Here is a 26811-nt window from a genome sequence, read left to right on the forward strand (position 1 = left end):
CCATCGCGGGCGCGAGCCAGGGCGCCCATGGCCAGGTCGTCGTCACCGGGGGTGGAACGGGCCTGACCTACCGGTCCGATGCGGACTTCTTCGGCACCGACAGCTTCACCTACACCCTGAACGGCGGATCGACCGCGTCCGTCAGCGTCACGGTCGATCCCGTCGACGACGCGCCGGTCGCGGTCGGGGACAGCGCAATTCTGCAGGAGGATGCGGCCGCCACCGCGATCGCGGTCCTGGCCAACGACACCGACGTCGACGGCGGCCCGAGAACCATCACCGGGACGACCCAGGGCGCGAACGGCATTGTCGTCGTCACGGGCGGTGGGACAGGACTGACCTACCGGCCTAATGCCGACTTCTTCGGCAGCGACAGCTTCACCTATTCCCTGAACGGAGGCGCGACCGCAACGGTCAACGTGACGGTCACTCCCGTGAACGACCCGCCGGTCGCCGTCGCGGATTCCGTCGGCCTGAACGAGGATGCGGCCGCGACCTCGATCGCGGTCCTGGCCAACGACACGGATGTCGATGGTGATCCGAAGACCATCACGTCGGCGACGCAAGGTACGAACGGCGCGGTGCTGGTGACAGGGGGCGGCACGGGGCTGACTTACCGGCCGAATGCCGACTTCTTCGGAACCGACACCTTCACCTATACGCTGAACGGCGGCTCGACCGCGACTGTGACCGTCACCGTCAACCCCGTCGACGACGCGCCGGTAGCCGTCTCGGACAGCGCGAGCCTGACCGAGGATTCCGGGGCGACGCCCATCGCCGTGCTCGCGAACGACACGGATATCGACGCTGGACCGCAGGCGATCACGGCCGTCACGCAGGGCGCGAACGGGTCGGTCCTCGTCACCGGGGGCGGAACAGGTCTGACCTATCAGCCGAACGCGAATTTCGTCGGCGCGGACAGCTTCACCTACACGCTGAACGGCGGCTCCAGTGCGACCGTGAACGTGACCGTGACACCTGTGAACGATGCACCTGTCGCCGGCGACGACAGCTACACGGTCGCGGAGGACGGCTCCCTCACTGTCGTCGTCACGGGCCTGCTCGCCAACGACGTCGACGTGGACGGGGATGCGATCACCGCCACCATCGTGACGCAACCGGCGCACGGGATTCTGACGGCGAACCCGGACGGCTCGTTCACCTATAATCCCTCCGCGAATTTCGTCGGCACCGACACGTTCACCTATCGGGCCGGCGACGGCAGCCTGTCGTCGAACCTCGCCACCGTCACGCTGACGGTCACCCCGGTCAACGATGCTCCGACGGCAACAGGTCTGACCCAACTCTTGACGGTGGCCGAGGATTCGGCGCCGACGGCGCTCTTTGCCACGCCGCCCACGCTGGCGGACATCGACAGCGGCACGCTGACAGCCATTCTGACGCTGGCCGACGGCACGGCAGGCGCCCTGACCGGGGCCGGGGCAGGCACCATGTCGGGCGGCACGACCGCTTATACGATCACGGGCACGACCGCGGAGGTGACGGCCGCGCTGGCGGCCGTGCAATTCGACTCGGCCGCAAATTTCAACGGCACGACCTCGGTGTCGGTGTCGATCAGCGACGGCGCGAACGGCCCGCAGGGGACGAATCCTAGCGGCACGATCTCCGTCACCGTCACGCCCGTCAACGACGCTCCGACCGTCACGGCCGGATCCACGCTGACCTATGCCGAGAACGGGGCTGCGGCACCGATCGACGACACCGTCACGATCGCCGATGTCGACAGCCCGAACCTGACGGGCGCGTCGGTCGCGATCACCGGAAACGACGTGAGCGGCCAGGATCTTCTCGCGCTGCCGACCACGCCCGGCATCAGCGGAACGTTCGATCCGGCGACCGGTGTCCTGACGCTGACCGGGACCGCGAGCATCGCAGTCTACCAATCCGCCTTGCGCTCGGTCACCTACGCCAACACCAGCGACGATCCCTCTGCCGCCGCCCGCACGATCAGCTTCGCGGTCACCGACGGAACGGATGCAAGCGTCCCCGCGACCAGCACGGTCACGGTGACCCCGGTGAACGACGCCCCGACCCTGGCGGCAACCCCCGGCAACCCGGCCTTTAGCGAGAACGGGCCCGCGGTCGATCTCTTCTCCGGCGTGAACCTGTCCACGGTCGAGGCCGGGCAGACCGTCAACGACATCGTGCTCCAGGTCACGAACGTGGTGAATGGGGCCGCCGAGCGCCTGATCGTCGGCGGAACCCCGGTGGCGCTCGTCGCGGGTTCGACGACCACCTCGGACGGCATCACGGTCACAGTCGCGCTGTCCGGCACCACCGCGACCGCCACGCTTTCAAACCTCGCCGGGATCGCCCCGGCGAGCGCGCAGACGCTGATCGACGGGATCGCCTACCAGAATACGAGCGACGATCCGGGCAGCCTCGGCCGCGCCGTCACGATCGTGTCCCTCGACGACAGCGGCGGCACCGCGAATGGCGGCGTCGACACGGTCGCGCCCGGAATCACCTCGACGGTGGCGGTCACGCCGCTGAACGACGCCCCGACCGCGACGGGCCTGACCCAGAGCCTCGCGATCAGCGAGGATGGACCGACCGTCAACCTGTTCACGACGGCGCCGACCCTGTCCGATGTGGACAGCGCCAACGTCACGGCGACCCTCACCTTGGCCGATGCGGCCTTCGGCGTCCTCACGGGGGCCGGCTCGGGCGTCGCCTCGGGTGGCGGCGGGACCGTCTACACGATCACGGGCACTCTGGTCGCCGTGAACACGGCGCTCGCCGCCGTGCAATTCGACCCTGCGGCCGACGCCACGGGCGCGAGCAGCGTCTCGGTCACGATCGACGACGGCGCGAACGGCCCGCAGGGCGGGAACCCGACCGGGTCGGTGTCGATCTCGATCGGAGCCATCAACGACGCCCCGGCGGCCACGAACCTGACCCAGAGCCTGACGTTCGCCGAGGACGCGTCTCCTCTCGCTCTGTTCACCGCCCCGCCCGTGGTGACGGATGTCGACAACTCGAGCGTCACGGCGACCCTGACGCTGGCGGACACGGCGTCCGGCGTGCTGGCCGGAGGCGGTTTCGCGGCCGGGACCACGGCTGGCAGCTACACTGTCACGGGAACGGCGGCTCAGGTCGGCGCGGCCCTGGCTGCCGTGCAGTTCGACTCGGCCGACAATTTCGTCGGGGCGACGAGCGTGTCCGTGCTGGTCGACGACGGCGCCGACGGTCCGCAGGGCTCGAATCCGACGGGTTCTGTCACGATCACGGTCACCCTCGTCAACGACGCCCCGACGGTCGCGGCCGGCGCGACGCTCGGCTTCACGGAGGGCCAGGGGGCCACGGCGATCGACACGAGCGTGACCGTCGCCGACCTCGACAACGCGACCCTCGCCGGCGCCACGGTTCAGATCACCGGCAACTACGCCCCGGGCGAGGACGTGCTCGGCTTCGCGAATACGACGACCATCACGGGGAGCTTCGACCCGGCCACCGGCACCCTCACGCTGAGCGGCAGCGACACGGTCGCGAATTACCAAGCGGCGCTGCGGTCGGTCACCTTCGCCAACTCGAGCGAGGCCCCCTCGACGTTGGCCCGAACGGTGAGCTTCGTCGTTAACGACGGGACGGCGGCGAGCGTCGCAGCCACGAGCAGCGTCACCGTCGCGAGCGTGAACGACGCCCCGACACAGACCGGGACGGGGGCGACGGTCACCTTCACCGAGAACGGCCCGCCGGCAGATCTGTTCTCGGGCGTCGGCGCATCGACGGTCGAACCCGGCCAGAGCCTCGACCAGCTCGTCCTTACGGTTTCGAACGTGTCGGGAACGGGCGGCGACAGCCTCGTCGTCGACGGCACCACCCTCGTCCTGACGAGCGGCAATTCGCAGACGACGGCGACGAATCTGACAACGGCCGCGGTCGCCCTCAGCGGCAGCACGGCAACAGTGACCATCTCGAAAGCGGGCGGGGTTACCGCAGCCGCGATGGCAGCCCTGATCGACGGGCTGGCCTACGCGAATGCGAGCGAGAACCCGGACGGCGTCACCCACACGATCACGCTCGTGTCGTTGCGTGACACGGGGGGCGTGGCAAATGCCGGCCAGGACACCGCGACGCCCCTGAACATCGCGGCCAGCATCGCCGTCACCCCGGTGAACGATGCGCCGGTCGTCACGGCGGGCGGCACTCTCGCCTATACCGAAAACCAGCCCGCCACGGCGATTGCCCCGGCGCTGACCGTCTTCGATGTGGATACCCCGAACCTCACCTCGGCGACCGTGCAGATCACGGCCGGCTACGCGAGCGGCCAGGACTTCCTCGCCTTCACGGACCAGAACGGCATCGTGGGCGGCGCTTTCGATGCCGCGACCGGCGTGTTGTCGCTGTCCGGCAATTCGAGCCGGTCGAATTACGAAGCGGCGCTCCGCTCGGTGACCTACGTCAATACGAGCGACAACCCGACCGCCGGATCCCGCACGGTCAGCTTCACCGTCAACGATGGCGCGGCGGCCAGCGCTGCCGCGACCCGGACGATCACCGTCACGGCCGTGGACGACGCACCGGTGGCTGTCGCCGACAGCATCACGGTCAACGAGGATAGCGGCGCGACCCAGATCGACGTGCTGGCCAACGACACGGATGTCGACGGCGGGCCGATATCGATCACCGCCGTGACGCAGCCGACCAACGGCACGGTCGCCATCACGGGCGGCGGGACCGGTCTGACCTACAGGCCGAACGCGAACTACAACAACACCGCCGGCACGCCGGACACCTTCACCTACACGCTGACCCCCGGCGGCTCGGCCACCACCGTGAGCGTGGTGGTCAACGCCGTCAACGATGCGCCCGTCGTCGCCGTACCTGCTGCCCAGGTCTTCGCAGAGGATACGACCCGGACTTTCAGCGCCCTCAATGGCAATGCCATATCCGTGTCGGACGTCGATGCAGGCGCGAGCCCCGTCGAGATCGTGCTGAGCGCCTCGCTCGGCACGATCTCGCTGGACGGGACGACGGGACTGACCTTCCTCTCGGGTGACGGCGTCTCGGACTCGTCCCTCGTGGCCCGTGGCGCGATCAGTGACATCAACGCCGCGCTGGACGGCCTCGTATTCACGCCGACTCCCAATGCGAATGGGACGGGGCAGATTACAGTCTTGGTCGGCGACCTTGCCGCCACCGGCAGCGGCGGCAGCGCCAATGATTCCGACGCCGTCACACTCAACATCACGGCCGTGAACGACGCGCCGGTGAATAACGGCGTGCCGGCCAGCATCCAGGTCCAGTCCGGCTTCGCCCAGGCGATCACGGGCCTCTCGATCTCGGACGTGGACGCCGGGACGGCAATGGACGTCACGACGACGCTCGCATCAGCCGGCGGGACGATCGCGGTGGGAGCCGCAGGAGGCGTGGCCATATCCGGCAGCGGCACCGGCTCCGTCACGCTGACGGGGTCGATCTCTGCCATCAACACGGCGCTGGCCGGCAACAACGTGCTGTTCACGGCGCCGGACGGGGCCACGGCCCCGACCACGACCACGCTGACGATCACGACCAACGATGCCGGCAACAGCGGCGCCGATCCGGGAGCAGGGGGCACCGGCACGCTGGCGCACGAACTCGATACCGACACGATCCTGGTCGACGTTCTGCCCCAGGTCTGGTTCATCAACGGCAACCAGACCGGCATCGACTCGGGGGCGCCGCGCGGCTCGCAGACGAACCCGTTCGAGACCGTCGCCCAGTACAACGCGGCCGCGGCCGCGGCAGGCGGCCCGGGCCCGAACGATTACATCTACGTGAAGGCCGGCACCTACACGGGCGACGGCATCAACCTGAAGGACGGCCAGACGCTGCTCGGCGACGGCGAGGCGCTGTCCTTCCCCAATCCGCGTGGCGGCGCCCCCATCGTGGTCGATGAAGGCGGCGGTGCGCGTCCGGTCATCAACGTGACGACCGCGGGCGACCAAGGCATCGACCTCGCCTCCGGCAACACCGTCCGGGGCATCGACATCACGACCGGCTCGGGCACGACCGGCCTCGACGACGGCACCAATGTTGTCGGCGGCACGGGCGGCAACGTCGGCAACCTCGCTGTCACCAACATGGCCATCTCTGGCGCCGGCCAAGCCATCGACATCGACCAGGGCGGCACGGTCAACGCCACCTTCAGCTCGATCGCCTCCTCGGGGGCGGGGCAGGGCATCGAGCTCGTCAATCTCGACAACTCGACCTTCACCGTCACGGGCGCGACCAACATCGCCGACGCCACCGCGGACGGGATCGCGATCTCGAACTCGCAGGGCTCAACCTTCACCTTCGGGGGCCTGGTCACGATCCTCAACGACGTTGGCGCGGGCACGGTGGCGGACGGCGTCGACCTGCAGTTCAACAACCTCACCGACAGCACGTTCAACTTCAACGGCGGCGTCGACATCACGGTCAACGGCTCCAACGCGTTCGGCTTCCGCGCGCAGAGTTCCGGCATCGTCAACATCGCGGACCCGGCCGCCACGCCCACTCAGATCACGTCGGTGAACGGCACCGCGCTGCTCATCAACCCGACCCAGCTGAATGCCACGATCGATTCGATCACCTCCTCGGGCGGCACCAACGGCATCGACCTCACCGGCATGACCGGGTCGCTCACCGTCGGTACCGTCACCATCAACGGTCAGACCGGCGACGGCGTCGCCATCACCAATTCGGCCGGCTCCGTCACCATCGGCGGGGGCTCGATCGGCAACTCGAACGATCCGGGCAGCAACGGCGTCGACATCGAGGGCGGCGCCGGCAACGTCACCATCAATGCCGCGGTCAACAAGACCTCGGCGGGAAACCTTGTCGAGGTGACCAACCGTGCCGGCGGCACGGTCGACTTCAATGGCCTCTTGACGTCGAACGCCGCCAACGGCGGCGGCATCGGTCTCGACAACAACGACGTGGGCGGCGGCAACCACCTGATCCGCTTCGACGGCGGCGTGCAGCTGTCCACAGGCACAGCTCCGGCGTTCACTGCCACCAATGGCGGGACCGTCGCGATTACCGGCGGCTCCAACACGCTGGTCGCCTCCACCGGGACGGCACTCAACGTCGCCAACACCAACATTCACTCCGACGGCCTGACGTTCCGAAGCATCTCCGCGAATGGTGGCACCAACGGCATCGTGCTCACCAACACGAGCACGAACGGCTTCCTCACTGTTACGGGCGACGGCTCGCAGACGGGGGGCCTGTACGACCGCGACGGCTCCGGCGGCACGATCCAGAACACAACGGGCGACGCCGTCTCGCTGACCAACGCTTTCAACGTCACGCTGCGCAAGATGAACATCACCAACGCCGGCTTCGACGGCGTGCAGAGCATCGGTGGCGGCAACATCGTGCTGTCGGCCGTCGACATCAACACGCCGGGCCAGGACAATCCGGCGGCCGGATCGACCGGAAATCCGACCGGCTTCGGTGCCGGCAACGGCTGGTACGCAGAGAACATCACGGGCACGAATGCGTTCGACAACAATTCCCGCGTCTTCAACTGGCAGTCCTTGCAGTCGAACGGCGTCGTCATCAACAATACGAACACGGATTTCACCTCGTTCACGGTCGACAACGCCCTGTTCTCGACGTCGGCGACTGGAGCTGCCGGATTCCACGCCAACCTGAACGGGACGACGGACGGCAGGGTCGACATCACGGATAGCGAATTGACGCTGATCGACCAGAACGCGGCGCAGATCCTCAACAACGGCTCGGGCGCCATCCGGGCCATCGTGCAGAATAACTACTTCCATGACGCCGACGCGACCGGCGGCGACGGCAACAACACCCTGTTCCTGGCGCTGGCCGGCAGCGGAGACCTGAACTTCACGATCTCGAACAACGAATTCATCAACCTGGCGCGGCTGATCTCGACGGCAGGCGTCGTACAGGTCAACGCCGCAGGCGGATCGGGCACGAGCGCGGCGGGCGCGCAGCTTAACGGCACGATCTCCAGCAACATTGTGGAGAACCCGGGCTTCGTCAGCGGGCGGCGCGGTATCGTGGTGCTGGCGGAGGCGTCCGCCGGCGATCACGGGGGCCACACGGTCGCCATCCAGAACAACAGCGTTCAGGGTCTCAACGGCATCGGGATCTACGCATCGCTGACATCGGTCGGCGGCTTCGATCTGCTCAACAACAACGTCACCATCCGCAACAACTCGGTCGGCACGAGCGCGGCCGTCGGCCAGAACGGGGGGGACGGCGGCTCCGCCATCGAGTTCGAGACGGGCATCGACGCGGACAATACCGGCGGACAGATCTCCGCCAACGTCCTGATCCAGAGCAATGTCGCGGTGAGCAACAACAGCAGCGGAGTTGGTGACACGCTCGAGATCAACAATCGGAGTGGCGTTAGCACCGGCGCTGGAAATTCGAGTCAGCTCAACCTAACAATTTTAGGAAATAATCTAAGTCAACTGAACAATGCTGGACAGGTTTTCGACATATCAAATTCAAGTATGACAACGACAACAATTAGATTGGATCTAAACTCTGATAATGCAACTGCCAGTCGAAACACTGTGTCTGGAGGAAATGGAACGGATATTCAATTGAGGAACCCGTCGGGAGTGTTCCTGGTGGAGAACCTTGGCGCCGCGACAGCAGAGGGCTTTTTAGAAACCCGCAATACCGGGCAGGTGACGATAATCGGCACAATCGGGGCGACAGGCGCGGTCCCGCTGCCGTCGAACCCGAGCTTCCTCATCGCGGCCGCCGGCGGCGTGACGAGTCCCTCGGGCGGGGGGGGCATCACGGATCCCACCGCCGCGCAGCTCGACCCCGTGGTCGCGGCGGCCTTCGCGCGGTGGGCTGAGGCGGGACTGACGGCCGATCAACTCGACGCCCTTCGCTCGATCACCGTCTCGGTCGCGGACCTCGGGGCCGATCGGCTGGCAGCCATCCAGGACAGCGGCATCGTCATCGACGACGACGCCGCCGGCCACGGCTGGTTCATCGACCCCACGCCGCTCGGCGATTCCGAGTTCGCGACCGCGCTGAGCGCGACCCGGCTTCGGACCGATCCCTCCGGAGCGCCGGCCGGCGACATGGACCTCCTGACCACCCTCATGCACGAGATGGGGCACGCTCTCGGGCTCGACGACCTCTATGGAGGGGCGCAAGCGGACGAGCTGATGTACGGCGCCCTCGTCACCGGCGAGCGCCGGCTGCCCGACGCCGTCGTGCCGGGGACCGCCGGGAACGACACGTTCCTCGTCGAGGCGGCCGGTGCGATCCTGGCGGGGGGTGCCGGAGCGGATGGCTTCGTGTTCGACCCCGCGTTCCTTTCCGCGGTGTCGGGGCCGCTCACGCGGATCGCCGATTACAGCGCGTTGCAGGGCGATACGGTCGACCTCTCCCCCATGCTCTCGGCCCATGGCGGGCCGGGCGGACACGCGTCCCTGATCCGCGTGCAAGAGGATACCGGCGGGACCTTCGCGACGCTGCAGGTCGCAACGGAGGGTGGAGCCAAATGGACGAGCATCGCCCAGCTTGACGGGATCCATATCGGCGACACGGTCAGGGTGGTCGTCGATCCCGTGCAGCCCGCCCAGGAGTTGCATGCCGGCTGGTTCGTCTGACGGACGGATGTACCCCTCGCCCCGGCTCGTCCGGACGATTCACTTGGCGAGGGTCGGCCTGTTCCCGATTTTCTACTGCCGGGGACTTGAAGAGGGCTGGAGTTCAGGCGGCCCGCAGGTATTGTGAGCGGAATATCCGGTGAAGGGGGGAGCATGGCCGAACCGTTTCTGTCCGAGATCCGGATCATGTCCTTCGGGTTCGCGCCGAAGGGGTGGGCGCTGTGCAACGGGCAGCTCCTGCCGATCAACCAGAACCAGGCGCTGTTCGCGCTGCTCGGCACGACCTTTGGGGGCGACGGCCGCGTGAATTTCGCGCTGCCGAACCTTCAGGGCTCCACCCCGATCCATGTCGGTGCCGGCCACCCTCTCGGCCAGCGGGCCGGTGAGCAGGCCCATACGCTCGCGGTCGCGGAACTGCCGACCCATACGCATGGGGTGACCGTCAACAACGGCACGGGGACGGCCACCGTTCCGAACGGCGCGGTGCTGGCGAAGGCGCCGGCCAACACCTACGGGCCGCCGACCCAGCTCGTCGCCATGGGCGCGTCCTCCGTCGTGAATACGGGCGGGAGCCAGCCGCACCTCAACATGCAGCCGTTCCTGGTCCTGAACTTCTGCATCGCCCTGCAGGGCATCTTCCCGTCGCCGAACTAAGGAGGCATACCGGTGGCACAGCCTTACATCGGCGAGATCCGCATGTTCGCCGGCAACTTCGCGCCGGCCGGCTGGGAGTTCTGCGAAGGGCAGCTCCTGCCGATCTCCGAGAACGAGACGCTGTTCCAGCTGATCGGCACGACCTACGGCGGCGACGGGGAGAGCACCTTCGCGTTGCCCGACCTGCGTGGCCGCCTTCCGCTGCATTTCGGCAACGGCTTCAACCTGGCCGAGACCGGCGGAGCCGAGGAGGTCACCCTGACCGTCCAACAGATGCCGGCGCACACCCATCCGCTCCTGGGGTCGGGCGCGGCAGCCGGGTCCCAGACCCCGGGCGGACAGGTCCTCGCGGCGGCGCAGGCGCAGACCTATTTCAACATCCCCGACAGCCCGGCCAATATGGCCGCGGCATCGATCTCGCCCGTCGGCGGCAGCCAGCCCCATACCAACTTCCAGCCCTATCTGTGCGTCGACTTCATCATCTCGATGTCCGGCATCTTTCCGTCGCAGCAATAGGAGCTCGCCGTGGCAGACCCCTTCGTGGCCGAGATCCGCATCTTCCCGTTCAACTTCGCCCCGAGGGGTTGGGCGTGGTGCGACGGGCAGCTCCTGCCCCTGTCCCAGAACACGGCGCTGTTCTCGCTGCTCGGCACGACCTATGGCGGTAACGGCAAGAGCAACTTCGCCCTGCCCAACCTACAGGGCTGCGCGCCCATGCATCCCGGTCAGGGACCCGGGCTCTCCCCACACGACCTCGGGGAGGAGGGCGGGGCGGAAACCGTGACCTTACTGGGCAGCGAGATGCCGGCCCATTCCCACACCTTGACAGGCGACGAGAACGACGGCTCCTTCAATACGCCCCAGAATATGTTCCTGGCCTCCGGCAATCAGATGTATCTCACGCCGACGGCGACGAATGCGACGTTGGCGCCGGAAGCGCTCAGCCCCGCCGGCGGCGGCCAGCCCCACAACAACATGCAGCCCTACCTGACCTTCTACTTCAACATCGCGCTGCAGGGCGTCTTCCCGCCGCGCTCGTAGCCCGGCGCTGCGGCTACCGCCCGATCGCCTGTTTCACCGTCTCGACGAGCTGTTTCAGGCTGAAGGGTTTCGGCAGGAAGTTGAAGGTCTCGCCTTCCGGCAGATGCTTGGCGAAGGCGTCTTCCGCGTAGCCCGAGACGAAGACGAACTTGATCTCCGGGTGGCGCTTGCGGAGCTCGCCGAGCAGCGTCGGGCCGTCCATCTCGGGCATGACGACATCCGAGACGACGAGGTCGACCGGCCGGTCGCGCCCTTCCATGATCTGCATCGCTTCGATCCCGGATGCCGCCTCGAGGACGGTGTAGCCGCGCGCCGTGAGGGCGCGGGTGTTCACGGCCCTGACCGCATCCTCATCCTCGACGAGGAGGATCGTGCCCTGTCCGGTCATGTCGGCCGCGCGCGCCTTGGGCGCGGCCACCTCGGGCTTCAGCTCCGGTTCGGCCTCCGGCTCCGGGATGTGGCGCGGGAGATAGATCGAGAAGGTGGTGCCCCGCCCGACTTCCGAATCGACGTAGATAAAGCCACCCGATTGCTTGACGATCCCGAAGACGGTCGAGAGGCCGAGCCCGGTGCCCTTGCCGAGTTCCTTCGTCGTGAAGAAGGGCTCGAAGATCTGGTCGAGTATCTCGGGCGCGATGCCGGTGCCGGTATCGCCGACCGAGATCCGGACGTAATCCGCAGGCGGCATGCCGGCGAGGTCGAGCCCGCGCGCCTCCGCTTCCGCGACATTCGCGGTCTCGATCGAGACGGTGCCGCCATCCGGCATCGCGTCGCGCGCATTGACCGCGAGGTTGATGACCACCTGTTCCAGCTGGTTCACGTCCGCCTTGACGGTCCAGAGGTCACGGCCCTGCCTGAGGTCGAGCTGGACGCGTTCGCCGAGGAGCCGCTTCAGGAGGAGGGACAGGTCGGAGAGGGTGTCGCCGAGCTTGACGACCTCGGGCCGCAGCGTCTGCCGGCGGGAGAAGGCGAGCAGCTGACGGACCAGGCTCGCGGCCCGGTTCGCATTCTGCTTGATCTGCATGATGTCCTGGAAGGACGGATCGGTCGGGCGATGGTTCGCGAGCAGGAGGTCGGAATAGCCGATGATCGCCTGGAGGACGTTGTTGAAATCGTGCGCGACGCCGCCCGCGAGCTGCCCGACGGCCTGCATCTTCGAGGCCTGCGCGAATTGCTGCTCGAGCTGGCGCTGCTCCGTCGTGTCGAGGGCGTAGAGGATCGCGCTCTCCCGGTCGGCGCCGGGCGCCGGATCCGTATCCTCGACCGGGGACAGCCAGAGCCTCGCCTGGCGGCCGCCTTCGCCGACGAGCGTGACCTCGATCGGGCCGGTCTCTGCCTGGCCCGCGGCCGCCGCCGCGATTGCCGCCTCGAGGCGGGGGCGATCCGGGGCCACGACCTGGTCGACGATCGCGGGCGCCGAGCCTTCGACGCCGCGGGCCGGCGACCGGAACAGCCGGAGGAAGGACGGGTTCGAGCGGACGAGGCGCCGGGACCGGTCGAGGGTCGCGATCGCGAGCGGGGTCGTGTTGAAGAAGCGAGCGAAACGGACCTCGGCGGCGCGCTGACCCTCCCCGCCGCTCTCGCCGGCGGAGCGGTTGAGCACCAGCGTCCGCGACGGTCCCGGCCGCCCGTCCGCCCCGAAGGCGACCCGGTGATAGAGGCGCACCGGCAGCGACTGGCCACCCCGACGCGTGAGGTCGAGATCCATCATATCGGTCCGGGCCTCGCCAGGACGCCCGCCCGCGGCAGACAGGAGCGCGACGACGGAGCCCGGCATGATGTCGGTGAGCTTCAGCCCGCCCGGGCCGACCCTGGCGAGATCGTGGTCGAGCCAGGCGGCCAAGGTCGCGTTCATGTAGACGATCGCGCCGTCCGCCCCGATCGAGAAGAAGCCGGCCGGCGCGTGGTCGAGATAGTCGATCGCGTGCTGCAGCTCCTGGAAGACGTTTTCCTGCCGCTCGCGCTCGTGCGTGACGTCGGCGACGCTCCAGAGCGTCGCCGGCCGCCCGGACCGCGGAACCGGGCTCACCCGGACGCGGTACCAGCCGAACTCCCGGTCGCCATCGAGGGCGGGCGACAGGCGGACCTCCTCGGTTCCGGAGCGGCCCTCGCGCGCCGCCTGCGCCAGCCGGTACACGGCCTCGGAGACGTCCGGCCCGCCGGTGAGCAGGCGCTCGGCGGTGCGGAGACCGGAGCTGCCCTCCGCCCCCGACAGCGTGAGGTAGCGCTCGTTCGCGTAGAGGATGCGGCCATTCTCCTCGACGACGATCAGGCCGTCCCGGGCGCCGTCGGCGATGGCCTTGGTCAGGTCGTTGCTGCCGGCCGAACCCGCGAAGCGCAAAGCCCCGACCGCGATCGCGAAGACGCAGAACACGCCCGCCATCGCCAGAAGCGCGAGGAGCGCCAGCACGAGAGGTTGCGCGCGCTCGCTGGACAGCAGGCTGAGCCCGCCAAAGGCCGCGACCAGCAGGATGGCGAGCCCGACCAGCAGCCCGACATGGCCGGCGCGCTGAGACCGATCGATCGCGGCGGGGGCCGCGCCCCTTGCCTCAGCCATGTCCATCACCGCTCATGCCGCATCACCGTGGTTACGACGCACGCCGCTTCAGCCGCAAGACGAAGCCGATGACCTCGGCCACCGCGCGGTAATGCTCCACGGGAATCTCGCCGTCGATCTCGACGGTCGCGTGCAGGGCACGGGCCAGCGGCGGATTCTCGATGACGGGCACGCGATGCTCTTCGGCGACCGCCCTGATTCGAAGCGCCATCGCGTCGACGCCCTTCGCGACGCAAAGCGGCGCCGCCATGCCGGGCTCGTATTTCAGCGCGACCGCGAAATGGGTCGGGTTCATGACGACGACGGTCGCCTGCGGCACGGCCGCCATCATGCGCTTGCGGACGCGGGCCATCCGCATCTGGCGGAGCTTCGCCTTGATCTCGGGATTGCCGTCCTGCTCCTTCGATTCGCGCTTGACCTCCTCGCGGGTCATGCGCTGGCGCTTCATCCAGGACAGGCGTGAATAGACCACGTCGCCGATCGTGACGACGGCGTGCAGGGCCAGGACGCCGCCGAGCAGTTTCAGCGCGAGCGTCAGCGTGAAGCCGAGGAGGTCCGCCGGACCCTGGCCGACCAGGCCCTCGAACCGGTCGCGCTCGCGCCAAAGGAGCACAGCGGCGAGAACGCCCACGATCCCGATCTTGGCGAGACCCTTCACGAACTGAACGATCGCCTGCTGGCCGAAGATGCGTTTCAGCCCGGACAAGGGCGACAGGCGCTCGAATTTCGGCGTCAGCGGTTCGAAGGACCAGACCGGACGGTGCTGGACGAGACCGCCCGCGAGCGCGGCCACCATCACGAGCCCGATCGGGATGGCCAGCATCTTGAGCCCGGCGACGAGCCCGCGCTGGCCGGCCCCCAGCATCGCGCTGCCGGAATCCGGCACGAGATGGGCGTTCATCAGGAAAGCCCGGAGATCGAGCGCCAGCGTCTTCGCCGCCCCGAAGGTCGGGATCAGCATCAGCGCGAGGGTCAGGGCGCCGAGCGAGAGGAAGAGCGAGACCTCCTGGCTCTTCGCGACGTCGCCGCGCCGCAGCGCCTCTTCGAGCCGGTGCGCGGTCGGGTCTTCCGTGCGGTCGGCGCCGTCCTCGCCCTCGGCCGCCATCAGAGGGCCCCGACGCCTTCGAGGAAGCGCCCGAGGTCTTCCAGGAACAACGCCATCATGAGGCCGAGCGAGGCGACGAGGATCAGCATGCCGAACAGGATCGTGAGCGGCAGGCCGATGAAGAAGACCTGCATCTGCGGCATCAGCCGGGACAGGATGCCGAGGCCGAGATTGAACAGGATCGCGAAGGCGATGAAGGGAGCCGCGATCTTGGCGCCGAGCGCGAAGCCGCGTCCGACGGAGCCGAGGACGAGCGTCGCGGCATCACCCGGGGCCGGAATCCCGACAGGCGGAAGGAGCCGGTAGCTGTCCGCGATCCCGGCGATGGCGATGTGATGCACGTCGGTCGCGAAGATCAGGGTGACGCCCAGCAGCGTCAGGAAGGTGGAAAGCGCCGCCTCCTGTCCGCCCATGCTCGGGTCGACGGTGGTCGCGTAGGACAGGCCGAGTTGCTGGGCGACGAGCGTGCCGGCGGTCTGCAGCGCGGCCATGACCGCCCGCGCGGCAAGGCCGAGCACCAGTCCGACCGCGATCTCGCCGATCAGCGTGCCGACGAGGCCGGAGGGCGACGACGCGGCGGGCAGGAGCGAGCGGGCGGTCGGCAGGAGGATCAGCGTCAGGAGAAGCGCGAAGGCGAGCCGAACCCGCCCAGGAATGCTTCGCTCGCCGATTCCGGGAAGCAGCATGACGAGCGTGCCCACCCGCGCGAAGGCGAGCAGGAACACGGTCGTCAGCTCGGGGATGGCGAAGGTCATGCCGGAATCACGCGGCGCCAGACTCGGCGCCCGGACCGCCGGACGCAAGGTCATCCTCCGGACGCGATCAGTGCCGCGATCCGGGTCATGTAAGCGCCGAGCGCATCGGCCATGAAGGGGAGACAGACGAGGAGGCCGCCGAACACCGCCACGATCTTCGGGACGTAGATCAGCGTCTGCTCCTGGATCTGCGTCAGCGCCTGGACGAGCGACACCGCGAGGCCGACGAAGAGCGCGATCAGCATCAGAGGGCCGGACACCTTCAGGAAGGTCATCACGCCCTCGCGGGCGACGTCCAGGATCGCGGCGCCGGTCATGGCCTAGATCGGCATCCGCATGATCTCTTCATAGGCCGAGATCACGCGGTCGCGCACGGCGACGAGGGTCTGCAGCGCCGTCTCGCTCTCCGCGACGGCGGTCACGACGTCGACGAGGTTGGACTTGCCGGTGGCGGCCGAGGTGGCCTGCGCCTCGGCGGCCTTGCCGCTCGAGGCGACGCCCTCGATCGCCTGCGACAGGAACTGCCCGAACCCCCCGCCGGCCCCCGAGGCGGCGCCGAGCGCCGCGCCGGCGGCACTCCCGCCCCCGAGGCTGGGCGCACCGCGGGACTGCATCAGGTTCTGGGCCGCCGTGTAGGCGCCGCTCACGAATCCTGCACTGGTCATCGTCGTCCGCTCCGTTCGTCTCAGGCGCGCAGGATGTCGAGGGTGCGGGAGATCATCCGGCGCGTCGCCGTGACGACATTGAGGTTCGCCTCATAGGAGCGCTGGGCCTCGCGCATGTCCATCGTCTCGATCAGCGAGTTCACGTTCGGCAGCTTGACCTGCCCGACCGCGTCCGCTGCCGGGTGGCCCGGCTCGAACTTCGTCCGGAAGGCGGTCTCGTCGCGGCGGACGCGACCCAGGGCGACGACGCTGGAACCGAGCTCGCGGTCGAGCTGGCGCGTGAAGGTCGGGATCTTGCGCCGGTAGGGATCGGCGCCGGGCTTGTCGCCGGTCGAATCGGCGTTCGCGATATTCTCGGCCACGACCCTCATCCGGCCCGACTGGGCGCGGAGCCCCGAGGCCGCGACCGCGAGGGATTTCAGGAAATCCATGCCGATCAGCCTCCGCGCACGCCGGCGGCGGTGCGGAGCATCGCCAGGCTTTTCTGGTAGAGGGAGGCCGCGAGCTGATATTCGGATTGGTTCTCGGCCACCTTCATCATCTCGTCCTCGAGATTGACGGCATTGCCGGAGGGCGTCGTCTCGAAACCCTTTGCATTGCGGGTGGCCGCCGGATCGGAGGCTCCCGAGGCGGCTAGGTGCAGCCTGCTCGTCTGGACCAGAGACACGCCCGGAGCGGGCGCGGTTTTCGCTCCGGCCGGTGGCACGAGATCCTTCGGCTTGAACCCGGGCGTGTTGGCGTTCGCCACGTTCTCGGCCAACACCTTCTGACGTGACTGATGCCATTGCATGCGCTCGCGCAGCAGCGAGACGATCGGCAGACTTGTCATCGACATCATCGCCACCCGTCGCCGCGCCACCCGGCAGAACTTGCCGCCCGCATGGTTAACGCCGGGTTAAGGAGCTGATCCGAAACGGGGTCCAGCCCGGGCACCGTCACGGCACGGCGTCCCGGGACGCGCAGCCGTCCCCCTCGCTGTGGCAAGCCCGCGACACCCTATCCGAAACGTGTTATCGCCTCGGCAGACCCGCCCGATGCCGCCGCGGATGTGGGCGGCTGCAGCCGCTAGTCGAGAGAGCCGCGTCTTGCCTGTCTCCATTCCCGGCATTGAAAATCTGTCGCCCGCCGTGAAGTATGTGATCGCCTTCGCGATCATCTTCGCGATGCTGGTGCTGCTTGCCTTGATCCTGCGTCGCCTGACCGGCGGGCGGATGTCCATGTCGAACGAGCGGGGCCGGGCACGCCAGCCGCGGCTCGGCATCGTCGACGTCTATGACCTCGACCGGCAGCGGCAGCTCATCCTCCTGCGCCGCGACAATGTCGAGCATCTCCTTCTCGTCGGCGGCCCGAACGATGTGGTGGTCGAGACGAATATCGTTCGGGTGCCGGGGGCCCGCATACCGGCCGCCGCGGCCGATAACGGCGACCGGATGGATTCCGGCGCGGACAGGAATGTCGAGATCGCGCCCGTGCGGCCGGTGATCGATCCGGGCCTCGGCCGCGGCGGCGATCGGCTGTCGGATTCCACCGTCGGCGGACATCTCGGGCCGTCCGACGCCCTTGCGGCGGTTGCGGGCCGCGGCGCGGATTCCGGAGGTGGCTTTCGCGAGCCGGCGCTGAAGCCGACCCGGGTAACGGGCGCCCCTCCCCAGCCCAGCGGGAATGACCGATCTCCGCCTCGCCCGGCCCCGCCGCGGGCCTCGCCCGCGCCGAATGGCGGCGGCATGACCGACATGACGCGCCAGCTTGAGGAGGCCCTGCGGCGTCCCGAGCAGCCGGTTTCGCCCCCGCGAGCCTACCCTTCGGCTCCGGCGCAGCCTCCCCGGCCGCAGCCCGAGCCGGCCGCTCAGCCCGCGCCCCGTCCCCGGCCTCCTGAACCCGCCCCGAAGCTGCCGGCCCCGCCGCCACCGCCATCGCCGCCGCTCCCGCGCGTCGAGCCGACACCTTCACCGCGGCCGCCCGCGCCGACCCCGATCCAGGCTGCGCCGCCTCAGCCGACACCGCCGGTGCCGCCCGCGCCGTCTCCGGCACCGCCCAGGCCTGCGCCTGTCGCTCCCCCGCCGCCTACCCCGCCGCCGCCCCCCCCTCCCGCGCCGACGCCCACTCCGCCGCCGGCCGCTCCGCCGCTGGCCGTGGCGGCGGCTCCGGCCAAGCCCGACCCGTTCTCGATCGAGGACATCGAGGCGGAGTTCGCCCGCCTGCTCGGACGCCCGATCGACAAGAAGGAGTGAGGAGGGCCAGCCTCTCCCCGCGCGCGGTTTGACCCGGGAGAACGCCGCCGACCGGCTTGCCCCCACCACCGGCGCAATCCACCGTCGTGCCCGCGACATGGTGGCGAATCGGACGGGGATGAGACGGCTCGCGGCATCAGCAGGATCGGTGCCTGCGGCGGCATGGCTCGGCGCCGCCATCGTTCTTCTGTCCGGCGACGCCGCGCTGGCGCAGAGCGTCACGCTCGACCTCGGGCCCGGGGGCGGTCTCACCGACAGGGCGCTTCAGCTCGTCGCGCTCGTCACGCTGCTGGCGATCGCGCCCTCGGCGCTCGTCATGGTGACGTCCTTCACCCGGATCGTGGTCGTCCTGTCGCTGCTGCGCTCGGCGATCGGGACGCAGACCGCGCCGCCGAACGCGATCATGGTCGGCCTCGCGCTGTTCCTCACCGCCTTCGTGATGGCGCCGACATTCCGCGAGGCCTACCGGACCGGGATCGAGCCTCTCGTCGCGGGCCAGATCACGCCGACCGTCGCCTTCGAGCGAGGAACCGTGCCGCTCCGCAGCTTTATGATGCGGCAGGTGCGGGAGAAGGATCTGGCCCTGTTCATCGCGATGTCGGGCGAGCCGGCTCCGGCCGATCCGGGCGCGGTCGGGCTGCAGGTGCTGATCCCGGCCTTCGTCATCTCCGAATTGAGGCGCGCCTTCGAGATCGGCTTCCTTCTCTTCGTGCCCTTCCTGATCATCGACCTCGTGGTCGCCTCGATCCTGATGTCCGTCGGCATGATGATGCTGCCGCCCGCGACGGTGTCGCTGCCCTTCAAGCTCATCTTCTTCGTGCTCGTGGACGGCTGGAATCTCGTGGCCGGCTCTCTCGTGCAGAGCTTCGGCGGCAGCGGCTGAACGCGGTCTAGCCGGCGCGCCGGCCGGCCTGGACCGCCTCCGCTGCCGGGAGCCCGTCTGGCGGCGCGATCGCGCCCGACCAGTCGGTCAGGAGCCGGCGAAGGCTGTCCGCCTTTCCGACGTCCCGCATCACCGCCCTGAAATCCCGCGCCCGCGCGGCACCGGGCTGGAGCAGGAACTCGAAGGTCTTGGCGTCCGGGCTGTCCGCCATCTTGGCCACGAATTTCGAGCGAAGCCGGTCGAGGGCCACCGGCTCCTCGGCCAGGGCGTGGGCGACGGCGGCCCGTATGACGTCGGAACGGTCCCTCTCCGACAGCGGATCGGCGCCCTCCCCGCGCCTGCCGACGAGTCCCTCCGACGCGTCGCCGGCCTCCCTCCAGCGCCGGGCCCCGAACAGGATGCCGGCCCGCAGCCTCGCGAAATCGACCCCGCTCTCGCCCTCGACGATCTCGAGCGCGAGGTCCGTCCGGGTCTGGTCGGCCTCAGCCTTCGCCTCAAGAAGGAGGCGGAACTTGCGGACGCTGGCCGGCAATTCCGCCAGCCGCGTGGCATGGAGCGCGGCCAGCGCCAAGGCCGGCTTGCCGCTCATCAGCCGAATGGCGGCGAGACGCGCCGCAACGGCGGCCCGGGCGGCGCCCGTCAGCCGCTTGTCGACCTGGTGCTGCAGCAGGTCTGCCGCCTGGTCGAGGAGGTCGAGTTCGACGAGCTGGTCGGCGAGCCGCCGGACGATCTCGTCGCCGCGCCGGCCGATCGGGGCGAGTTCCTTGAAGTCGTAATAGAGCGCGAGAATGTCGACGGCGGACAGTTTGACCGGGGTCTCGCCGAGCAGGAGGCCCTCGAACCGTCGAGCGGTATCGTCGTAGAGGGTCCGAGTCAGCTCGTGGTTCGGAAAGCTGCGGTTCGCCCGTTGCGTGGTCGCGAACATGTCGCGCCAGCGCCCCTCGGCGGCATAGAGCCTTGCGAGTTCGACCAGCGTGCCGAGCTCGACCTCATCGCCGCGCCAGGCCACGGAGAGGAGTTCGAGACGGGGCGTCGCCTCCGCGGCCGGTAGGCGGTCCAGCCGAACGGCGAGGGCCGTGCCGCGGAGCAGGGCCTCGGCCGCGGCCGGCCGAGCAGCCTCTTCCGCAAGCCGGTCGTAGCTCTTCAAAGCCGCCTCGCGGCGGCCCGCGGCCTCGTCGACCCGGGCCCGGGCGAGCTCATGCTCGTCGCGACCGACCGAGCCGGCCGGGAGCCGGTCGATCCCGGCCATGGCTGTCTCGGCGGACGCGACGTCCCCCGTCTCCAGGGCTGCCCGAAGCGCAAGCAGCCGGAGCCAGCCCGAGAGGTCCTCGGGATAGATCGCCAGCATCTCCGCCGAGCGCCGGAAACCGGAAAGCGCGCGCGTCCATTCGCGTTCGCGGGCATCGAGTGCGGCACGCCAAAGCGCCGCCTCGGGATCGTCCGCGAGGGTCTTGTGGGCCAGGAAACCCCGCGCCTCGCGCAGGCGCTCGGCCCGTATGGACGCGATGGCCGAGAGGAGAACGCTCTCGCGCCGCCCCGCAAAGGCAGCGTCTTCGGCGCGTGCCAGGGCCAGGACGCTCGCCGCTTCGAGCGAGAGGCCGTTCGCGAGGAGGAAGCGGGCCAGCCGGAACCGGATCTCGGCCCGGCCCGACCGGGGCGCATCCGCGGCTTCGGCAACGAGGTCGCGGTAGCGTTCGTTGGCCGACCCTGCTCCGTCCTGGATCCAGGCCTCGCGATTCAGGACGGGCGGCGCCGGACCCCTCGCCTCCCCGGACGAGCCCACTGGAGACAAGGACAGCCCGGATGTCCGCGAGATCAGGATGCCGCCGCGACCGAGCGCGACCGAGATGTCGTCGGCGCGCGCCTCGACGACGATCCCCTGGAGCGAGGCCGGAAGGCCGAATTCCACGAAATGGCGCGGGTTGGTCATGGCCTGGGGGCGGCCCGAGGCCGTGACCACGGCGAGGCGAGCCCCGCCCTCCTCGTCCGTCCAACGCACGGCGGCGGCGGATGCGAGGCCGACGGCGATCTCTGTGTTGCCACTGGCATCGACGGCGCGCGACACCCTGGTGTCGTCCGGCGGCAGGCCCGGCTGGCCGCCGACCCAAAGCCGCCACCCCGTCCCCTCGGGCAGGAGCCGCACGGGGCGGCCCTCGGCGGGAACCAGCCTGACCTGGACGACGCCGGATTCGGACCTGACGTCCGCCACCTCCGCCAGCCCGCGGGCGGCGGAGGCCAAAGCGGCCGGATCGAGACGATCGAGCGTGTCGAAGAGCAAGGTGAGGCGGCCGCCCCGCGCGAAAGCCGCGGCCGGCGTGCCGGTCCGGAACGGGAACAGGATCGACCCACCCTCCCCGTCACGCGCGCCGACCGGGCGAAGCGGACCAGAGGCAGCCGGAGGTTCCGCGGCTGGGGGCGGCGCGGCGGCCGATACGGGCGGCACAGGAACGGCAATCGGGGCAGCGGGAACGGGTGTTTCGGCGACGGAGGCCTGCCTGACCGGCGGCTCGCTTCGGTCATCTGTCTTCGGCGGCGACGGCGAGACCGCGGTCGGTGCCGGCGGTGCCGGCGCGGGCTGCGGCTTTGCGAGGTCGAGGACCAGCGTGTCGGCTTCCCGGAAACCATGGGGCGCATAGCCGGGCGCGGTCGCGACCTTGACCCTGAGCGCATTCGTCTCGGCCGAGGACGTGAACTCGGCGATTCCCGAGGCGCCCTTCGGGCGCGAGCCGGCGAGGTCGAGGCTGAGGAGACCGTCGAAGACGAGTTCGGTCGCGCCGTCGAGCGTGGTCCAGCGCGCGCGCGTGCCGGGCGGGGGCTCGAAGACGAGCCTCGTGAGACTCGGCAGTTCGGCCAGGCGCAGAGTGACGGGCTGTCGCGCCGCCTGCCGGCGTTCCGCCTCCGCCTTGACCTTGGCCTCCGCGACCCGGGCGCGCTCGGCGAGTTCGGCCACGACGTCAGGCGGCAGCGCCGGCGGAAGGCCGGACCAGGATGGCGGCAGGAGATCGAGAAAGACGCGCTCTCCGGCTTCGAGCAGGTTCGTCCTGACGGGGGCGACCAGCGCGAGCCGCATCCCGGTGCCGTCCGGGTCGCGCCGCACGGCGGAGACATAGGAGCCGATCTCGGCCGCGAGCTTCTCGGCTGTCACGTGGGCGGGGGCGTCGAAAGCGAGGACGATGACGCCGTTCGAGGCGCGTACGCGCACCTTGGCCATCTCGTCGAAGCGGAGCTCGATCCGGGCGAAGCCCTTCATCGGCGCGCCCGTGACCTTGAGCTCGCGAGCGGAGGAGGAGCCGGCGCAGCAGGCCAGCGACGCGGCCAACCAGAGGCTCGACGCGAGGGTGCGGAGTGATCGCCGACCGAGCCGTCGGCCGGAATTACGCATCGACCCGAACTCTCGAACGGCGCCGCCCAGGCAAGAGGTGGCGCAGTCGGACGCTAGCCCGTCAGGGCTAATACGAGCTTAACCTGAACTAGCGACGCGGCCGGGATGCGCGAGGTGGCAGCTCGACCGCCTGCAATTCGTTGGGCGGCAGGCCGGCCGAGGCGGAGGGGCGTGCGTCAGTGGCGCCCGGCCGTCGCGCCAGCGCGACGGTCAGCTTCTCGGCGCTCTCGGAGCTCATGGCTGCCATGATCTCGGCCATCTTCCGGGGAGCGATCAGGCGCACGACGGGCACCAGCACGTCATGCGGAAGCCGTTCGAACACCCGTGCGGCGTCTTTCGGCTTCATCGTCTCGTACATGGTGACGAGCCCCTTCAGGGCGGCCGCCTCGCTCTCCTCGGCGGGCGTCGCCGGGCCCGCCTTTGTTTCCGAGGTCGTTCCCTCGCTCGTCTTCGCGTCGAGGCGGCGCTCCGCCTCTTCCAGCAGCTTCTCGCGGCTTTCGATGTCGCGAGCCTTCTGCTGCAGCTCCTCGCGCCGTTCGCCGAGCCGCTCGAGGATGGACCGCTCGGACGGCGAACCCGACGACGGCGCGGCCATCGGGGATTCGGCAGGAGCCGCGGGCGCGGCAGGCTCTTTGGGCTTGTCCGGCACCGATCCGGTCGTGGACGGGTCGACGGGCAGGTAGTTGCTGCGAGCGAAGCCCAGCACCCGGGCGAAGCGCGGCAGTCCGTCCGGGCCGAGTTCCGGGCTCGCGGGCGCGGCGAGAAAGCCGATGCCCTTGAGAAGCAGCAGCGCACCGGCCGCGATGATCAGGCCGTCGACGAGGCGCGTCCGGCCGGACAGGAAACCGCCGAGCGTCACGCCGCCCGATCCTGCATCCGGTGCGCCGCCCGGGCGGCGACCAGCCGGGCGGCCTCCATGGTCGCCTTGAGATCCTGGCGTCCGCTAGGGCGGGGAGCCGGTTCGGCGGCCGGAGCCGGCTGCGGCTCGCGAGCCTCCAGCTTGCGGGACAGCTCCGCGATCTGCACCACGCGCGAGATCACCGTCTCGCCGGCCGTCACCTGCTCGGCCAGGCGGGAGGAATGGTGGGCCGCCGCGCTGAGCCGCTCGCCGAGCGTGCGGTCGCAATCCGATACCGTCGCCCGCAGCCCCGCGATGGCGCGCTCGGCCGAATCCGTTGCCACCAGGAGTTCACCGATCGTGGCCCGCATCGCGGATTCGTCGGCCTTGAGGCGCTTCATCCGGCCGGACAGGCGAACCGAGGTCAGGATCGTGGCGACGAGGAGGATCGCGACCAGGAGGTCGGCCGCGAAGGACAGGACGGGGCTCATGCGAGGCTCGCTTCCGGGCCGGACCGCCGCATGGCGCGCACGGGTTCGACGATCTGCACGGCGATCCGGCCCTCCATGCGGCCGATCCGGCCGCGCGTGAGGGACAGGCCTCCGCACCGGACCTCGACGAGGTCGGTCGGCTTCATGTCGAACATCAGCGTGTCGCCGATGCCGAGGTCGAGCACCCGGCGGAGCGGCAGGGCGCATTCGTGCAGAACGGCTTCGGCCTCGATCGAAGCCTGCCAGATCTCGGTCGCCAGATGGCCCGCCCAATAGAGGTCGCGGCCCTGCTTCGCCCCGGCGAAGCTCTGCCGGAAGATGGCCCGCACGGGCTCCAGTGTGGCGAGCGGGAGGACGAAGAGGAGCGTCGCGGCGCGCCCTTCGAGCGTGAGCGTGATCCGGGCCGAGGCGGCGACATCGCCCGGCAGGGCGATCTGGGCGAGGCGCGGATCGGCCTCGACCCGGTCGCGGACGAACCGGACGGGCGCCAGTTCGGTGAAGGCCGTCTCCGCCTCGCGGAGCACGGCGTCGGCGAGCCGCGTCAGGATCGCCCGCTCGATCGCGCTGAAAGGCCTCGAGGCCACCCGCCCGTTCGAAAGGCTGCGTCCGGCGCCAAGCAGCGAATCGAGGACGAGGCAGGCGAAATCGGGACCCATGGCGACGAGGCCGCAACCATCCCAGCCCTCGGCCCGGAATGTCGCGACCTGGGCGGGCAGCACGATCTCTTCCACGATGTCGCCGTAGCGGAGCGTGGAGAGCGAGGTGAGGCTCGCCTCCGCGTCGCCGCCGAACAGCTCGCGCAGGCTGTCGCCGAGGCGCCGCACCGTTTCCCCGAACACGACCGGGAGCATCGGCAGGGCTTCGCGGGGGCCGGCGCCGGCGTCCAGCATCGCCCGAAGGCCGGGCGCAGGTGCCTGCTCGCCCGGCGAATAACCGACCAGCGCATCGATCTCGTGCTGGTCGAGAAGGGGTTCGTAGGGCTGGCGCGGGGCCAGGGAGGATTCCTCCACCGCCGCGGCCTCGGCCTCGATCGACACGTCGTCAGACATGATTGTCGCGTGCTCCGGGCGCCGGACGCCTACTGGACGATGACTTCCTTGAAGAGCACGGCGTCGATCTTGCTCGGGAAGACGGCGAGATTGACCCGCCGCAGGAGTTCTTCCCTCAAGCGATGGATGCCACCGGACCCTTCGAGGTCGCTGGCCCGCAATTCGCGAACGAAGACCTGGAAGATGTCCTGCACCCGCGGGAGGAGCGGCTGCACGTCGCCGACGATCTTGGCATCCTTCATCTCGAGCGCGACCTTCAGCTTCAGGAAGCGGGGGCGGTCCTGGTTCGGCTCAGAGGCGAGGTTCACGACCATGTCGGCGACGTCCAGGAAGGCGACGGGCTTCTTGGCCGCGGCGGCATTCTGGTCCGGGGCGGGCTTGCGCATGACGAACCAGCCGCCCCCGCCGCCGAGAAGCAGGACAGCCGCCACGATGATGACGAGCTTCTTCCGGCCGGCCGGCTTCTCGCCCTCGACTGCCTCGCCCTCGGGCGCAGCGTTCGGCTTGGCCTTTTTCGCCATGGTTCTCGACATCCCGGACCGCGCCGCAGCTCGCGCTGTTTCCGGGAAAGACTTTCTCGGTCGAGGGTTAACGGTGCGTTAAACCCGGCAGGAATTGCCGGTCCGGCTTTGCCGGGCAGCCGGATCGGCCTCGCCCATCGACACGAACGTCCGACCGTAAGCCCTTGAGAACATGAGACCGACTCCCGCTACCTGCCGCTGGCACGCGGTCTGCTCCGTCTCACATGCCGGGTTCGCGCTGGGGAGCGTCGAGAAGCCGGCGGGGAAATGCAGGAAGCGTCTCATGGAGAACGCGCTGCTCGTCGGCCTGTCGCGCCAGATGGCGCTCGGCCGGGAGCTCGACGTCATCGCCAACAACATGGCGAACGTCACGACGAATGGGTTCAAGGCTCGCTCGGCGCGCTTCCAGGACCATCTGATGGCGAAGGCCAGCGCCGACGCCTTCTCGCGGCCGGACCGTCGGCTCGACTTCGTGATCGATGCCGGCACGCCGCTCGACACCTCCTCCGGCGCGATCGAGACGACGGGCAACCCGCTCGACGCGGCGATCAAGGGCGACAGCTTCTTCGTCGTCCAGACGCAGGCCGGCGAGCGCTACACCCGCGCCGGCGCCTTCCAGGTCGACGCCACCGGCCAGCTCGTCACGAATGACGGCAATTCGGTGCTCGGCGATGCCGGGCCGATCACCTTCGCGCCGCAGGAGACCGGCGCCGCCATCGGCCCCGACGGCACCGTCACGACCACGCAGGGGCCGCGCGGAAAACTTCGCCTCGTGCGGTTCGACGACGTGCGGGCGCTGCGCAACGAGGGCGCGAACGTGTTCTCGTCGGCAAGCGCCCCTCAGCCGGCCGGCATTGCCGGACGGCTCGAGCCCGGAGCGGTGGAACGCTCCAATGTCCGGCCCGTGCTGGAGATGACCCGTCTCATGGAGGTGAACCGCGCCTATTCGAGCGTCGCCTCCATGATCGGCCGCATGGACGAGCTCAAACGCTCGGCGATGTCGCGCCTCGCCGACACCGCGAATTCATAAGGGC

The 26811-nt window shown here is 69.3% G+C and carries 19 protein-coding genes; 7 read left to right on the forward strand and 12 right to left on the reverse strand.

Annotated elements, in window-relative coordinates; genetic code table 11:
* The 4 genes from ACFE87_RS12180 to ACFE87_RS12195 form a co-directional block, all read left to right on the forward strand.
* On the forward strand, window positions 1-9605 hold a 9605-nt coding region (locus tag ACFE87_RS12180; RefSeq protein WP_375459901.1), incomplete at its 5' end, for a tandem-95 repeat protein.
* A gap of 153 nt (window positions 9606-9758) precedes the next feature.
* Window positions 9759-10259 carry a phage tail protein gene (locus ACFE87_RS12185; RefSeq protein ID WP_375459902.1) on the forward strand — a complete coding sequence of 167 codons (501 nt, stop codon included), beginning with the start codon at window positions 9759-9761 and terminating at the stop codon, window positions 10257-10259.
* 12 nt (window positions 10260-10271) lie between these two features.
* A complete protein-coding gene (locus ACFE87_RS12190) occupies window positions 10272-10775 on the forward strand; it encodes a phage tail protein (protein ID WP_375459903.1) in 504 nt (167 codons plus the stop codon).
* 9 nt (window positions 10776-10784) lie between these two features.
* Window positions 10785-11300, forward strand: coding sequence for a phage tail protein (locus ACFE87_RS12195; protein ID WP_375459904.1), 516 nt, complete (start codon window positions 10785-10787; stop codon window positions 11298-11300).
* 13 nt (window positions 11301-11313) lie between these two features.
* Here ACFE87_RS12195 and cckA read toward each other — a convergent pair whose 3' ends face one another.
* Genes cckA through flgB form a run of 7 tightly spaced genes read right to left on the reverse strand, consistent with a single transcriptional unit; the run spans window position 11314 to window position 17217 of the window.
* A complete protein-coding gene (gene cckA / locus ACFE87_RS12200) occupies window positions 11314-13857 on the reverse strand; it encodes a cell cycle histidine kinase CckA (protein ID WP_375459905.1) in 2544 nt (847 codons plus the stop codon).
* Between the two features lie 31 nt (window positions 13858-13888).
* Window positions 13889-14962, reverse strand: coding sequence for a flagellar biosynthesis protein FlhB (gene flhB, locus ACFE87_RS12205; RefSeq protein ID WP_375459906.1), 1074 nt, complete (start codon window positions 14960-14962; stop codon window positions 13889-13891).
* The gene (gene fliR / locus ACFE87_RS12210) at window positions 14962-15717 is read right to left on the reverse strand and encodes a flagellar biosynthetic protein FliR (RefSeq protein ID WP_375459907.1); all 756 of its coding nucleotides are present in this window, start codon (window positions 15715-15717) and stop codon (window positions 14962-14964) included. The genes flhB and fliR overlap by 1 nt, the downstream gene beginning before the upstream one ends.
* Window positions 15718-15767: 50 nt before the next feature.
* Complete coding sequence (locus ACFE87_RS12215; RefSeq protein ID WP_375459908.1) at window positions 15768-16034, reverse strand: flagellar biosynthetic protein FliQ; 267 nt, start codon at window positions 16032-16034, stop codon at window positions 15768-15770.
* Between the two features lie 3 nt (window positions 16035-16037).
* Window positions 16038-16382, reverse strand: coding sequence for a flagellar hook-basal body complex protein FliE (gene fliE / locus ACFE87_RS12220; protein ID WP_375459909.1), 345 nt, complete (start codon window positions 16380-16382; stop codon window positions 16038-16040).
* Between the two features lie 20 nt (window positions 16383-16402).
* The gene (flgC, locus tag ACFE87_RS12225; protein WP_375459910.1) at window positions 16403-16813 is read right to left on the reverse strand and encodes a flagellar basal body rod protein FlgC; all 411 of its coding nucleotides are present in this window, start codon (window positions 16811-16813) and stop codon (window positions 16403-16405) included.
* A 5-nt stretch (window positions 16814-16818) separates the two neighbouring features.
* Window positions 16819-17217 carry a flagellar basal body rod protein FlgB gene (gene flgB, locus ACFE87_RS12230; RefSeq protein WP_375459958.1) on the reverse strand — a complete coding sequence of 133 codons (399 nt, stop codon included), beginning with the start codon at window positions 17215-17217 and terminating at the stop codon, window positions 16819-16821.
* 250 nt (window positions 17218-17467) lie between these two features.
* Here flgB and ACFE87_RS12235 point away from each other — a divergent pair, with 250 nt between their 5' ends.
* Complete coding sequence (locus ACFE87_RS12235) at window positions 17468-18613, forward strand: hypothetical protein (RefSeq protein ID WP_375459911.1); 1146 nt, start codon at window positions 17468-17470, stop codon at window positions 18611-18613.
* A 118-nt stretch (window positions 18614-18731) separates the two neighbouring features.
* Complete coding sequence (gene fliP / locus ACFE87_RS12240; protein ID WP_375459912.1) at window positions 18732-19496, forward strand: flagellar type III secretion system pore protein FliP; 765 nt, start codon at window positions 18732-18734, stop codon at window positions 19494-19496.
* 7 nt (window positions 19497-19503) lie between these two features.
* Here the strand turns inward: fliP and ACFE87_RS12245 are convergent, their stop codons facing one another.
* The 5 genes from ACFE87_RS12245 to fliL all read right to left on the reverse strand — a co-directional run bounded on the left by ACFE87_RS12245 (window position 19504) and on the right by fliL (window position 25777).
* Complete coding sequence (locus tag ACFE87_RS12245) at window positions 19504-22815, reverse strand: hypothetical protein (protein ID WP_375459913.1); 3312 nt, start codon at window positions 22813-22815, stop codon at window positions 19504-19506.
* 151 nt (window positions 22816-22966) lie between these two features.
* Window positions 22967-23737, reverse strand: a complete 771-nt coding sequence (locus ACFE87_RS12250; RefSeq protein WP_375459914.1) for a MotE family protein — start codon at window positions 23735-23737, stop codon at window positions 22967-22969.
* Complete coding sequence (locus tag ACFE87_RS12255) at window positions 23734-24207, reverse strand: DUF6468 domain-containing protein (protein WP_375459915.1); 474 nt, start codon at window positions 24205-24207, stop codon at window positions 23734-23736. Before ACFE87_RS12255 ends, ACFE87_RS12250 begins: the two co-directional genes overlap by 4 nt.
* Window positions 24204-25256, reverse strand: a complete 1053-nt coding sequence (locus ACFE87_RS12260) for a FliM/FliN family flagellar motor switch protein (protein WP_375459916.1) — start codon at window positions 25254-25256, stop codon at window positions 24204-24206. Before ACFE87_RS12260 ends, ACFE87_RS12255 begins: the two co-directional genes overlap by 4 nt.
* A 29-nt stretch (window positions 25257-25285) precedes the next feature.
* Window positions 25286-25777 (reverse strand): flagellar basal body-associated protein FliL, encoded by a 492-nt coding sequence (gene fliL, locus ACFE87_RS12265; protein WP_375459917.1) that lies wholly within the window; start codon window positions 25775-25777, stop codon window positions 25286-25288.
* Window positions 25778-26060: 283 nt separating this feature from the next.
* Here fliL and flgF point away from each other — a divergent pair, with 283 nt between their 5' ends.
* The gene (gene flgF / locus ACFE87_RS12270; RefSeq protein WP_375459918.1) at window positions 26061-26807 is read left to right on the forward strand and encodes a flagellar basal-body rod protein FlgF; all 747 of its coding nucleotides are present in this window, start codon (window positions 26061-26063) and stop codon (window positions 26805-26807) included.
* Window positions 26808-26811 lie beyond the last annotated feature (4 nt).

The organism is uncultured Enterovirga sp., assembly GCF_964242715.1.
Classification (GTDB): Bacteria; Pseudomonadota; Alphaproteobacteria; order Rhizobiales; family Beijerinckiaceae; genus Enterovirga.

What these genes read in the sequence shown, in the direction of transcription:
- ACFE87_RS12260 (WP_375459916.1), bottom strand. Translation starts at nt 25,256, where the DNA reads ATGTCTGACGACGTGTCGATCGAGGCCGAGGCCGCGGCGGTGGAGGAA.
- flgB (WP_375459958.1), bottom strand. Translation starts at nt 17,217, where the DNA reads ATGTCGATGACAAGTCTGCCGATCGTCTCGCTGCTGCGCGAGCGCATG.
- fliL (WP_375459917.1), bottom strand. Translation starts at nt 25,777, where the DNA reads ATGGCGAAAAAGGCCAAGCCGAACGCTGCGCCCGAGGGCGAGGCAGTC.
- ACFE87_RS12185 (WP_375459902.1), top strand. Translation starts at nt 9,759, where the DNA reads ATGGCCGAACCGTTTCTGTCCGAGATCCGGATCATGTCCTTCGGGTTC.
- flgC (WP_375459910.1), bottom strand. Translation starts at nt 16,813, where the DNA reads ATGGATTTCCTGAAATCCCTCGCGGTCGCGGCCTCGGGGCTCCGCGCC.
- fliE (WP_375459909.1), bottom strand. Translation starts at nt 16,382, where the DNA reads ATGACCAGTGCAGGATTCGTGAGCGGCGCCTACACGGCGGCCCAGAAC.
- flgF (WP_375459918.1), top strand. Translation starts at nt 26,061, where the DNA reads ATGGAGAACGCGCTGCTCGTCGGCCTGTCGCGCCAGATGGCGCTCGGC.
- ACFE87_RS12215 (WP_375459908.1), bottom strand. Translation starts at nt 16,034, where the DNA reads ATGACCGGCGCCGCGATCCTGGACGTCGCCCGCGAGGGCGTGATGACC.
- fliR (WP_375459907.1), bottom strand. Translation starts at nt 15,717, where the DNA reads ATGACCTTCGCCATCCCCGAGCTGACGACCGTGTTCCTGCTCGCCTTC.
- flhB (WP_375459906.1), bottom strand. Translation starts at nt 14,962, where the DNA reads ATGGCGGCCGAGGGCGAGGACGGCGCCGACCGCACGGAAGACCCGACC.
- cckA (WP_375459905.1), bottom strand. Translation starts at nt 13,857, where the DNA reads ATGGCTGAGGCAAGGGGCGCGGCCCCCGCCGCGATCGATCGGTCTCAG.
- ACFE87_RS12255 (WP_375459915.1), bottom strand. Translation starts at nt 24,207, where the DNA reads ATGAGCCCCGTCCTGTCCTTCGCGGCCGACCTCCTGGTCGCGATCCTC.
- fliP (WP_375459912.1), top strand. Translation starts at nt 18,732, where the DNA reads ATGAGACGGCTCGCGGCATCAGCAGGATCGGTGCCTGCGGCGGCATGG.